Genomic DNA, 12,780 nt, shown 5'->3' with positions numbered 1-12,780 from the left:
TTGATATAAAGGAGGTTTTGGAAATGATTGATCATCAAATGGTTTCAGAAGCGTTGGCAGAGCAGCTTCTGCATGAGTATCGGACAGGTGCTTCGTTCTTCTTTTCTTCACCGGAGCGGACCATCCTTGCCAAAGGCGTTTTTGCCGCCGTCCCTGAAGAAGACGGCAGCGGGCTGGAACATCTGTCGCAGCGTGCGGCAGCCGTCCTCAGAGATGCCGAGCAGTCTGGACGGAAGAGGCCCATCATTGTCGGAGCAGTGCCTTTTGACAATGCAAAGCCTGCACAGCTTACCGTGCCGGATGAAGTTTGGTGTGCCGGCCCGCTGGTATTTGAACAGAGCGTCCAAAAACATTCACAGCAGGGAATGGCCTATGACATTCAACCGGTTCCTGAACCGGAGGCGTATATACGGGGAGTCGAACGGGGATTAGCAGGTATAGCAGCAGGTGACTATAGCAAAATTGTCCTTTCGCGCTCACTGCGTTTGACATCACCTGAGAAAATCGATATCGGCCGTCTGCTTCAAAACCTTGCACAGCACAATACGAACGGCTACACCTTTGCGGTCGATTTGCCAGAGCGGGCTAAAGAAGAGTCGCATTCAGCCAGGACATTGATTGGAGCAAGTCCGGAGCTGCTTGTTTCAAGAACCGGATTTCGCGTTTCTGCAAATCCGCTGGCAGGGTCCAGGCCGCGGAGCGATGATCCTGTTGAAGATCAGCGGCGGGCGGATGAATTGCTTGCTTCTGCAAAAGACCGTCATGAACATGCAGTCGTCGTTCAAGCCGTAGCCGCAGCTCTCAAGCCCTTCTGCCGGAAATTGAATGTGCCGGCTGAACCTTCGCTGATCAGTACGGAGACGATGTGGCACCTCTCTACAGAAATCAATGGGGAGCTGACAGATTTGTCGATATCGTCCTTAGAGCTCGCAGCGGCGCTGCATCCGACGCCGGCTGTCTGCGGAACCCCGACAGATAAGGCGAGGGCTGCTATTAAAGAGATTGAGCCGTTTGATCGCGGTTTCTTTACAGGAATGGTGGGCTGGTGTGATTCCGTGGGGGATGGGGAGTGGGTCGTCACGATCCGCTGCGCTGAGGCGGAAGATCACGCTCTCCGACTGTTCGCCGGTGCCGGTATCGTGGCCGGTTCAAGGCCGGAAGATGAATTGGCCGAGACGTCGGCCAAGTTTCGGACCATGCTTCTTGCTATGGGACTGAACAATGAATAATACAATGAAATGCTGGAGGGATACATCATGCTGACAGGATGCCCAACATGGCCGGAAGAGTTTGCTGAGAAATATCGAAAGGAGGGGTGCTGGCGAGGCGAGACATTCGGAGAAATGCTGAGAGAACGGGCTGTCAGGCACGGCAGCAGAACCGCAGTTATATGCGGAGACGCTCATGTAAGCTATAAGGAACTGGATATGAGAACCGATCGTCTTGCGGCAGGCTTCTTAAAGATGGGCATAAAAAAGGAAGACCGCGTCATCGTGCAGCTGCCGAATATCACCGAGTTTTTTGAAGTTTGTTTTGCATTGTTCCGCATCGGTGCGCTGCCTGTATTTGCGCTCCCTTCTCATCGGCAAAGCGAGATCGCTTATTTTTGCGAATTTACCGAAGCGGCTGCATACATCATTCCAGATACTCATTCAGGCTTTGATTACCGCCGGCTGGCGAGACAAGTCCGCAGCAAGCTTCCCGCATTGGGGCATGTTATTGTCGCCGGAGATCCGGAAGAATTTCAGGCGCTCAGCGACTTGTATATAGATGCCGATCCCGGCCGTCATCCAAATGTGAAACCGGATGATATCGCTTTTCTGCAATTATCCGGAGGAAGCACGGGACTGTCTAAGCTGATACCGAGAACCCATGATGACTATATTTACAGTCTGAGAGTCAGCGCAGACATTTGCCGGCTTGATCATGACAGCGTGTATCTCGCTGCTCTTCCGATGGCCCATAATTATCCGCTTAGCTCCCCGGGAGTGCTCGGCACGCTGTATGCGGGTGGAAGAGTCGTTCTCGCACAAGGGCCAAGCCCTGACGAAACATTTCCTCTTATCGAAAAGGAGAAGGTCACAATTGCCGCAGTCGTGCCGCCGCTCGCTTTAATTTGGCTTGAAGCCGCGTCATCGCGCTGCGACGATCTCTCCAGCCTGCAGGTGTTTCAAGTCGGCGGGGCCAAATTCAGCGCCGAAGCCGCCAGACGCGTCAAGACACTACTCAACTGCACATTGCAGCAGGTGTATGGTATGGCGGAAGGGCTGGTCAGTTATACAAGGCTTGATGATCCCGAAGACATCATCATCAATACTCAAGGCAGACCGATGTCGCCGTTAGATGAGATTCGCATCGTCGATAAAAGCGGCCGCGAAGTCGAACCGGGACAGACCGGTGAGCTGCTGACCCGCGGGCCTTATACGATTCGCGGCTATTACAAAGCTGAAGAACATAATGCTAAAGCATTTACTCCAGACGGCTTTTACCGAACGGGGGATCTGGTGAAAGTGAACTCATCAGGTTACCTGATCGTTGAGGGCCGGGCAAAGGATCAGATCAACAGAGGCGGGGAGAAAGTCGCCGCAGAAGAGGTGGAAAACCACCTTCTTGCTCATCCCGCTGTACATGATGCAGCCGTTGTGTCAATGCCGGATGAGTTTCTTGGGGAAAGGTCATGCGCATATATCATCCCGCGTGACAATCCGCCTGCCGCCGCGGAACTTCAACAGTTTTTGCGGGATCGGGGGCTTGCAGCATATAAAATTCCCGACCGGGTGGAGTTTACAGATTCATTTCCACAGACAGGCGTTGGGAAAGTAAGCAAAAAAGCGCTGCGAAAAGCGATTGCCGAAAAAATGTCGGCATCCCTCAAAGCGAAACAATAAAACATGAAAAAGAATGAAAGGACGTGATGTTGATGGCCATTCCTGCCATCCTGCCGTACCAGATGCCGCAAGCATCTGATCTCCCTAAAAACAAGGTGTCCTGGAAGCCGCATCCGAGACGCGCCGCCCTGCTGATTCACGACATGCAGCAGTATTTTATCAATGCATACACGTTAGGCGAGTCTCCAATGACCGAGGTATTGGCAAATATCAAAATGCTGAAGGAGCAGTGCGCAGAGCTTGGCATACCGGTCATCTACACGGCTCAGCCCGGCGGACAGACGCCTGAAGAACGAGGGCTTCTCCAGGACTTTTGGGGTTCAGGTATCGGTCCTGATCCAGATCAGGAGAAAATCGTGGAAGAGCTCAAACCGAATGAAGGCGACACCGTTCTGACGAAATGGAGATACAATGCCTTTAGAAAAACCAATCTCTTAGGCCTGCTTCAGGAGCAAGGGCGGGATCAGCTGATCATCACTGGGGTTTACGCACATATCGGCTGCCTCATGACAGCATGTGATGCGTTTATGCAAGATATTGAGACGTTTTTCGTAGCAGATGCGGTAGCGGATTTCTCTTTAAATCATCATAAAATGGCGATCTCTTATGCAGCCGTCCGTTGCGCAGTTACTGTCACAGCCCAAAATCTCCTCAACGAATTGGAAAGCGGGCGGGATTCAGCAAATGATGAAGATGTGAAAGCAGACGGCCGGCCGTTATCAAAACAGGCCATGTGCGAACAAATCGCCACGCTTCTTTTTGAGTCGCCAGACAATATCAGCGACAGTGAAAATTTGATTTATCGAGGGCTTGATTCAGTCAGAATGATGAGCCTTATCGAGCGCTGGCACCGGATCGGAGCTGAGGTGACGTTTGTAGAGCTTGCAGAAGAACCGACGATTGACAACTGGTGGAGATTGTTGTCTTCATCTAAAGAAACAACCTTGCCAAATTCAGACTATCAATGAAGGAGGTTGCCATAATGCCTGAATGTCAAGATCATCGCAGGCCATTAACCGGAGCACAGGCCGGCATTTGGTATGCACAGCAGCTTGATCCGCAAAATCCGATCTATAATACCGCTGAATATGTTGAAATCAGCGGTCCGATTGATCATCATCTTTTTGAGAAAGCGCTCTGCCGCGTCATTGAAGAAGCGGATGCATTGCATGCCCGTTTCGGAGAAGATGAGGATGGGCCGTGGCAGGTCATCGATCGTTCAACAGATTTTCCATTTCATTTCATCGATGTCAGTTCCGAGACAGACCCGAGGAAAGCGGCTGAAGCATGGATGAGAGCCGATCTTGCCCGGCCGATCAACTTGAGCAGCGGTCCGCTTTTTACAGAAGCACTTTTTAAAGCGGCGCCAGAGCTTTATTTCTGGTATCACCGGGCACACCATATCGCAACTGACGGTTTCAGTTTTACACTGATTGCCGAGAGGCTTTCAAAATTGTATACCGCGCTCGTACGAGGCATGTCGGTTGATGATCAAAGATCCTTTGGTTCTCTTGATTCGATTCTCAAGGAAGATGAGGAGTATCGTTCATCAGATCAATATCAAAAGGACCGCCAATTTTGGCTTGACCGCTTCGGTGATGAACCTGAGGTGGTCAGTCTTGCCGACAGGGCGCCGAGAACTTCCTCCAGCTTTCTTCGCCGTTCTGCACATCTTCCCGCGGAACATGCCGATCGTCTCCCGTCTGCGGCAAGCTTGACTGGGGCAAGCTGGCATGAAGCAGTGATCGCGGCAGCGGCCATTTATGTTCACCGTCTTACAGGCGCAAGCGATGTCGTCCTCGGATTGCCGATGATGTGCCGTTTAGGCTCAGCTTCGCTGAATATTCCCGGCATGGTTATGAATCTTCTGCCGCTTCGCCTGTCCATGCGGCCTGAGATGGGTGCGGCCAAGCTTATGAAGCAGATCTCAGAGGAAATCATGAAAATTCGCAGGCACCAGCATTATCGCCATGAAGAGCTGCGCCGCGATCTGAAGCTGCTTGGCGAAAACCAGCGGCTATTCGGTCCGCAGATTAATCTGATGCCGTTTTCCGACAGTTTGAACTTTGCCGGTCATCTCGGCGTTGTTCACAATCTTACGACAGGACCTGTAGACGACCTATCAATCAACATTTACGGGAGGCCCGGGGGAAACGGCTTAAAGGTAAATATAGATGCCAATCCTGCCGTATACAAGGACAGTGAACTCGAAAAACATCTGCAACGTTTTCTGATTCTTCTAAAAAAAATATCCGGTATTCAACAAGATGTGCCGATTGGAAAAATAGAGTTTCTGCTTCCTGAAGAACGCCATCAGTTGCTTATCAAATGGAATGAAACTGATCATTCACTTCCCGAGACCACTCTTCCTGAATTATTTCAGATGCAGGCGGAAGAAAATCCAAACTCGCCGGCTTTAGTGTTTAAGGGAGATGTTCTCAGCTATGCCGAACTGAATGAACGGGCGAACCGGCTGGCCCATTTGCTGATTGAAAGAGGAGCCGGACCGGAGCGGTTTGTTGCTTTGGCTCTGCCGCGGTCCGCAGAAATGGTAATCAGTATGCTTGCCGTCCTCAAGGCCGGAGCGGCTTATTTGCCTATCGATCCAGAATATCCGGCTGACCGGATCGATTATATGCTCGGCGATGCACAGCCGATGCTCGTCATCACGAGCAAGGAGGCCGCGGCTCGTATTTCCGATCATGCAAATGTAGCAAGAATGGTCATTGATGAACAAGACACCATCACTGAAATCTGTCACTACTCTTCTGATAACCCGGTTGATGCGGATCACAATGGAAAACGGTCGCCTCTTCAGCCTGCCTATATGATTTATACGTCCGGGTCTACCGGCAGACCTAAGGGAGTCGTTGTATCAGCTGAAAGCTTATGCAATTTTCTTTTATCAATGCAGGAGACTTTTTCTCTTCAGCGCCATGACAGGCTTTTGGCGGTTACCACGGTTGCTTTTGATATATCGGCGCTGGAGATTTACTTGCCGCTTCTCAGCGGTGCCTCCTTCATCATCGCTGAGAAGGAGATTGTTCAAGATCCTCCGGCGCTGGCGAACATGATTGATGAGCAAAACATTACGATAATGCAGGCAACACCGACTCTGTGGCATGCATTGGCGACAAGCGTTCCGGAAAAGCTTCGCGGACTCAGAGTGCTTGTCGGAGGCGAGGCCCTTCCAAGCAGCCTTGCCCGGCGATTGCAAAAACTGGACTGTCAGCTGACAAACCTTTATGGGCCGACTGAAACAACGATCTGGTCAACCTCTGCCGCGCTGGAAAACGATCAGCAAGAAGCGCCTTCAATCGGCCGTCCGATTTGGAACACACAAGTATATGTGTTGGATGCAGGCCTGCAGCCTGTTCCTCCGGGAGTGGCCGGAGAGCTTTATATCGCCGGTGCGGGGGTGGCGCGCGGCTATTTAGGCCGGCCCGGTCTGACGGCTGAGCGTTTTATCGCCAATCCTTACGGACCGCCGGGTACCCGGATGTATCGGACGGGCGATCTCGTACGGTGGCGTTCGGATGGCTCTCTTGAATATATCGGACGGGCGGATCACCAAATTAAGATCCGCGGTTTCCGCATCGAGATGGGGGAAATTGACACGGTGCTTTCCGGCCATCCTGATATTCATCAGACTGCCGCTGTCGTTCGCGAAGACCATCCGGGGGATCCCCGCTTGGCCGCCTATATCGTTCCGGCTCCGGAAGCAAGTCCTGATCCGGCTGAGCTCCGCCGCTATGTCAGTGAAACGCTACCTGATTATATGGTGCCGTCTGCATTTGTCATTCTGCAAGAGCTTCCGCTTACGCCAAATGGAAAACTTGATCGCAAAGCGCTGCCGGCTCCCGTGATAAGCGGACAAGCAGCCGGACGCGAGCCGAGGACACCGCAGGAGGAAATTTTGTGTGATCTGTTTGCTGAGGTTCTGGGGATATCGCGCGTCAGCATTGATGACAGCTTCTTCGATCTTGGCGGACATTCGCTTCTGGCCGGACGGCTCGTCAGCCGTATTCGCGAAGTATTGGGAGCGGAACTCGGAATCGGCCGTTTATTTGACGAACCGACTGCCGCCGGACTTGCCAAACAGCTTGACAAGGCGGAAAGCGTCCGTCCAGAGCTGCAGAAGCTTGAGCGGCGGGAAGAAATTCCTCTTTCCTTTGCCCAGCGGCGTTTATGGTTTTTATACTGTTTGGAAGGCCCGAGTCCTACCTACAATATTCCGGTTGTTGTCAATTTGAGCGGCCGTCTGAATCGCGATGCGCTTGAAAAGGCTCTTGGCGATGTTGCTGAACGGCATGAACCGTTGAGAACGATTTTCCCCGAAAGGCAGGGGACATCATGCCAGCTTATATTGGATCCGGACAAGGCCCGTCCTAAGCTGCTCGTCTCCCATGTCAGCGAAAATCAGATTGAGAGAGTGCTTGCTGAAGCTGTAAGGTACAGCTTTAACCTGGCTGAAGAGCCTCAGTTTCGCGCTCAGCTTTTCGTGCTTGGGCAGGACAAATATGTCCTACTGCTGCTTCTTCACCATATGATCGGTGATGGATGGTCTCTGACGCCGTTGACCCGTGATTTGGAAGCCGCCTACAATGCCCGCTGTCAGGATGCTGCTCCGGAGTGGCAGCCGCTGCCCGTACAGTATGCCGACTATGCCTTCTGGCAGAAAAGTCTGCTTGGCAGTGAGAGTGATCCGGATAGCCTGATTGCAAGGCAGCTGACATTCTGGACAAAGACGCTTGAAAGTCTGCCCGATCAGCTTGAGCTTCCAACCGATTTCCCGCGGCCTGCTGAATCAAGCTATCAAGGTGACACGATTCAGCTCGAGCTTGAGCAGGAGCTGCACAGCCGTCTGCTCAGCTTGGCGAGAAGCAGCGGAGTCAGTCTGTTTATGATTTTGCAGTCGGGTCTAGCCGCATTGCTTACAAGAATGGGAGCCGGAACCGACATTCCAATCGGCAGCCCAATCGCGGGAAGAAGCGCCGATTCATTAGGCGGGCTTATCGGAATGTTCATCAATACGCTTGTGCTGCGGACTGACACATCAGGTGATCCCAGCTTTCGCGAGCTTCTCGGCAGGGTCAGAAACGTAAATCTCAATGCCTATGAACATCAGGATCTTCCTTTTGAGCGTCTTGTTGAAGTTCTCAACCCTGCCCGGTCCCGTGCCAGACATCCGCTCTTTCAAATTATGCTGGCATTCCAAAATACGCCTGAACCGGCGCTTGAGCTTCCAGGTCTCGAATCCAATCTTGAAATCCGGAACGTCGGCGCCGCCAAGTTTGATTTGACGATTGAACTTCGCGAACAGCGGAATCCGGACGGAACACCGGCAGGCATTGCGGGATTCCTCGAATACAGTACAGACTTATTTAAGCGTGATACGGCTGAAGCGCTGGCGGTGCGGCTATTGAAGCTGCTTGAGTCCGCTGCAGCCGATCCTGATCAGCCGATCGGGCGGCTGGAAATCCTTTTGCCTGAAGAACGCCAAATGATGCTGTCTGAATGGAATAAAGCCTCATTGAAAGTGCCTGAGGCAAGTTTGCCGGTATTGTTTGAAAAACAGGCCGCCGAAATTCCTGAAACCATCGCCGTCATATTTGAGGATGACACTCTGACATACAGCGAACTCAACAAGCGTGCGAACCGGCTGGCCCGGCTGCTCATTGCCAAAGGGCTCGGTCCTGAACAATTCGCAGCCTTGGCGCTGCCAAGATCATTGGATATGGTTGTCGGCCTGCTGGCTGTACTTAAAGCGGGCGCGGCATATGTTCCGCTTGATCCGGATTATCCGGCTGACAGAATCGCTTTTATGCTGAAAGATGCCCGGCCTGCCTGCGTAATCACAAATTCAGAGGTTGACTCGCGCATTTCTGACGCAGGAGCTGTTCCGCGGATTGTGCTCGATGATTCCCGGATAAAAGCAGAGCTCAAACAGTATGCTGATGCGAATCCGAGCGATGCAGACCGGCTAGAGCCGCTCTCGCCCCTTCATCCGGCGTATGTCATTTATACATCCGGATCGACCGGTACACCAAAAGGAGTGGTGATTCCGCATCAGAATGTTGTCCGTCTGTTTGGAGCGACAGAGCAATGGTTCCATTTTAGTGCAGCTGATGTCTGGACGATGTTTCATTCTTACGCCTTTGACTTTTCAGTTTGGGAAATTTGGGGCCCGCTGCTGCATGGTGGCCGGCTTGTTGTGGTTCCGCATGCCATCAGCCGTTCGCCTGCCGACTTTCTGCGCTTGCTCGTAAATGAAGGCGTGACGGTTCTCAACCAGACCCCATCGGCATTTTATCAACTGATGCAGGCGGATCGCGACAATCCTGAAATTGGAAAACTTCTCTCCTTGCGCTTTGTCATTTTCGGCGGGGAGGCGCTTGAACTGAGCAGGCTGGAAGACTGGTATCAGCGTCATCCCGACTATTTCCCGAGATTGATCAATATGTACGGCATAACGGAGACGACGGTGCACGTCAGCTACATTTCCCTTGATCAGAAGATCGCGGCTTTAAAAGCCAACAGTTTGATTGGCTGCGGGATACCCGACCTTGGCGTTTATGTGCTTGATTCATGTCTTGAGCCGGTTCCGCCGGGAGTGGCCGGAGAGCTTTATGTATCCGGAAGCGGCCTTGCCCGGGGATATTTGGGAAGACCTGATTTGACGGCCGAGAGGTTTGTTGCTGATCCGTATGGTCCGCCCGGAACGCGGATGTATCGTACGGGTGATCTGGCCCGCTGGCGCCCGGATGGAACTCTTGATTATATGGGGCGGGCTGACCAGCAAATTAAAATCCGCGGCTTCCGAATAGAGTTGGGCGAGATTGAATCTGTGCTTGTACAGCATGATGAAGTGGATCAGGCCGCTGTTGTTGTGCGGGAAGACCAGCCTGGGGATAAGCGTCTGATCGCCTATATTGTTCCTGCATCAGAGGAAGGGCCGGAGCCGGCTGAGCTGCGACGGCACGGCTCAAGGACTCTGCCTGATTACATGGTTCCGGCGGCTTTTGTGAAAATTGACGTTTTGCCATTGACACCGAATGGCAAGCTTGACCGCAAAGCGCTGCCTGAACCCGATTTTACAGCGGCTGTTAAGGGAAGGGGTCCGCGCACGCCGCAAGAAGAGATATTGTGCGACCTGTTTTCAGAAATTTTGAACGTGCCGCGGGTCGGGATTGATGATGGATTCTTCGAGCTTGGCGGACATTCACTGCTTGCTGTCCAGCTGATGAGCCGCATCCGTGAAGCGCTCGGAGCTGAGATCGGCATCGGCGACTTGCTGGAAGCGCCGACTGTCAGCGGCCTTGCTGAACGCCTTGAGGTCGGCGGCAGCCGGAGCGCGCTGGATGTGCTGCTTCCGCTGAGGGCGGGCGGTGCTGAACTGCCTCTGTTTTGTGTACATCCTGCAGGAGGACTGAGCTGGTGCTACGCCGGTTTGATGACGTCTCTCGGCAAAGAGTATCCGATTTACGGCCTTCAGGCACGGGGCATCGCGAAGCGGGAAACATTACCGGAGACATTGGATGAGATGGCTGCTGATTATATCCGCCATATCCGAAGCATTCAGCCGGCCGGACCTTACCGTCTTCTCGGCTGGTCTCTCGGAGGCAATGTTGTTCATGCAATCGCAACCCAGCTGCAGGAACAAGGCGAAGACATTTCCCTTCTCGTCATGCTTGATGCTTACCCGAATCATTTCCTTCCGATTCAGGATGCTCCTGATGAGCAGGAAGCGCTTATTGCCCTCTTGGCTTTAGGCGGATATGATCCGGATAGTCTTGACGGGGAGCCGCTTGAGCTGTCAAACGCGATTGAAATCTTGCGGCGCGACGGCAGTGCGCTGGCCAGCCTCGATGAATCAGCGATAATGAACCTAAAGGAGACCTATGTTAATTCAGTGCGTATTTTAAGCGCTTATAAACCTAAAACTTATCACGGAAATCTCCTGTTCTTCAGATCAACCGTCATTCCGGAATGGTTTGATCCGATTGAGCCGGAATCATGGCTTCCTTATTTGAATGGGGAAATCGAGCAGCACGATATTGACTGCCGGCACAAGGATCTGTGCCAGCCGGAGCCGCTTGCCGAAATTGGCCGCATCCTCGCAGAAAAATTAGCTGTTTTAAAGTAGGGCTTTTAAAGAAAGAAGGGGGAGAGAATGATGACGAATCCTTTTGAAAATGAAGACGGCACATATGTTGTCCTGATGAATAGCGAAGGCCAGTATTCGCTCTGGCCGGCTTTTATTGATGTGCCGTCCGGCTGGGCCGCTGTCTTTGGTGAAGCAAATCGAAGCGATTGTGTTGAATATATTAGCTCAAATTGGAGCGATCTTCGTCCGAACAGCCTGAAGCCAGCACTCGGGGTTCACGGCGGTGAAGACTGAATATGAGGCCGTTCAAGCAAAGGACGGTTGTCAGTGTCGTATATGTCACAGCGATGTTTATGGCGGCGATGGACGCGAGCGTCGTCAACATGGCGCTGCCGACAATCATAAAGGAGTTTCAGACGTCCCCGTCGGCCGCCGGCATCGTCAATATCGGATACTTGGTCAGTCTCGCCGTATGCCTGCCGATTGCCGGATGGCTTGGCGACCGCTGGGGTACAAAGCGGATCTTTCTGATAGCGCTCGGGATGTTTACAGCTGCATCTGCATTGTGCGGACTAGCCGGAGATCTCAATGGATTAAATCTGTTCCGCGTCATCCAGGGTGCCGGCGGGGGACTGATTACGCCGGTGGGAATGGCGATTTTGTTCAGGACGTTTCCTCCGCATGAACGGCCAAAAATTTCACGTGTTCTTGTTCTTCCGGTTGCCGTGGCTCCCGCGCTCGGGCCGATCATCAGCGGATTTCTTACCGATCAGTTGTCATGGCGCTGGATTTTCTACATTAATATTCCGATTGGATTGATCATTCTGCTGTTCGGTCTGTTCTTCCTTGATGAGGATATTCAATCAGGAGCAGGGGCATTTGATCTGCCCGGCTTTCTTCTCTCAGCACCGGGAGTGGCGCTGGCGGTTTTTGCGCTCAATCAGGGACCGGTGAACGGATTCGGTTCGCCAGGTGTACTTGCAGCCGGAATCGGCGGACTTGTTCTTTTGACCATCCTCGTTTTTGTCGAGCTTCATGTCAAAGATCCGCTGCTTAATCTGCGTTTGCTGGCCGATCGGGTTTTCGGAACGATGAGCTTCATATCGCTGTTCTCTGCAGCCGGATTGCTGGGCATGCTGTACGTATTTCCGCTGATGTACCAGGAAGTGCTGAATCACTCAGCTCTCGATACAGCCCTGATTACGTTTCCGGAAGCATTGGGGCTGATGCTTGCTTCTCAGCTGATGCCCCGCCTTTTTGCAAAACTTGGTCCGCGCCGGCTGATCTCCGCCGTATTGTTGTGTGGGGCTGTGATGTTTGCTCTGCTTAGCTTGACAGGACCCGGGGCAAACCCATGGTTTCTGAGAGGGCTGCTATTTTTGGCGGGTTTTTTCTTGGGACAGGCGGTCGGCGCGGTTCAGATCGCTTCTTTTGCCAACATCTCTTCAGCTTCAATGGGGCGGGCAACGACCTTGTTTCATGTACAGAATCGGCTCGGTTCTGCTTTAGGCGTCGCTGTCATGTCCTGCCTTCTCGCGGTCATGAGTCAACATACGGAAGACCTGCAGCCGGATCTTAGCGCTTACCGGATAGCTTTGCTCGGTGCGGCGGGATTCCTTGCGGCTGCTTTATGTTTCGCGCTTCGTATCCGTGATGCTGATGCTGCTCCCGGCATGGGTACGCATTCCCGATCAGAAACACGGAAGGCACGAGCGGAGGGGAGCGGGCGATAGAAAAATCCCCCTGGGAGGTACCAGGGGGATTCAATTTGCCGATAAACAGGCC

Annotated in this window: 6 protein-coding genes; all 6 read left to right on the top strand. The window is 52.7% G+C overall.

What is annotated here, in order from left to right; genetic code table 11:
* Positions 1-23 precede the first annotated feature (23 nt).
* The 6 genes from dhbC to R5H20_RS21155 are packed head-to-tail and all read left to right on the top strand — an operon-like array spanning position 24 to position 12,728.
* The gene (dhbC, locus tag R5H20_RS21180; RefSeq protein WP_006639383.1) at positions 24-1,229 is read left to right on the top strand and encodes an isochorismate synthase DhbC; all 1,206 of its coding nucleotides are present in this window, start codon (positions 24-26) and stop codon (positions 1,227-1,229) included.
* A gap of 27 nt (positions 1,230-1,256) precedes the next feature.
* Positions 1,257-2,888: a (2,3-dihydroxybenzoyl)adenylate synthase gene (locus R5H20_RS21175; RefSeq protein ID WP_006639382.1), complete on the top strand. Its 1,632-nt coding sequence runs from the start codon at positions 1,257-1,259 to the stop codon at positions 2,886-2,888.
* Between the two features lie 32 nt (positions 2,889-2,920).
* Positions 2,921-3,856 (top strand): isochorismatase family protein, encoded by a 936-nt coding sequence (locus R5H20_RS21170; protein WP_006639381.1) that lies wholly within the window; start codon positions 2,921-2,923, stop codon positions 3,854-3,856.
* 14 nt (positions 3,857-3,870) lie between these two features.
* Entirely contained in the window at positions 3,871-11,034 is a 7,164-nt protein-coding gene (locus R5H20_RS21165; RefSeq protein ID WP_006639380.1) for an amino acid adenylation domain-containing protein, read from the top strand.
* 30 nt (positions 11,035-11,064) lie between these two features.
* Positions 11,065-11,289, top strand: a complete 225-nt coding sequence (locus tag R5H20_RS21160; RefSeq protein ID WP_006639379.1) for an MbtH family protein — start codon at positions 11,065-11,067, stop codon at positions 11,287-11,289.
* A complete protein-coding gene (locus tag R5H20_RS21155) occupies positions 11,286-12,728 on the top strand; it encodes an MDR family MFS transporter (RefSeq protein ID WP_081605404.1) in 1,443 nt (480 codons plus the stop codon). The genes R5H20_RS21160 and R5H20_RS21155 overlap by 4 nt, the downstream gene beginning before the upstream one ends.
* The last annotated feature ends 52 nt before the right edge of the window (positions 12,729-12,780 follow it).

It is taken from the genome of Bacillus sp. KICET-3, from assembly GCF_033261025.1.
GTDB classification, from domain to species: domain Bacteria; phylum Bacillota; class Bacilli; order Bacillales; family Bacillaceae; genus Bacillus; species Bacillus sonorensis.
Note: the sequence above shows the minus strand (reverse complement) of the source record. Positions and strands in the feature narration are given on the sequence as shown.

Coding starts and splice junctions, on each gene's coding strand:
- dhbC (WP_006639383.1), top strand. CDS start 24: ATGATTGATCATCAAATGGTTTCAGAAGCGTTGGCAGAGCAGCTTCTG.
- R5H20_RS21175 (WP_006639382.1), top strand. CDS start 1,257: ATGCTGACAGGATGCCCAACATGGCCGGAAGAGTTTGCTGAGAAATAT.
- R5H20_RS21170 (WP_006639381.1), top strand. CDS start 2,921: ATGGCCATTCCTGCCATCCTGCCGTACCAGATGCCGCAAGCATCTGAT.
- R5H20_RS21165 (WP_006639380.1), top strand. CDS start 3,871: ATGCCTGAATGTCAAGATCATCGCAGGCCATTAACCGGAGCACAGGCC.
- R5H20_RS21160 (WP_006639379.1), top strand. CDS start 11,065: ATGACGAATCCTTTTGAAAATGAAGACGGCACATATGTTGTCCTGATG.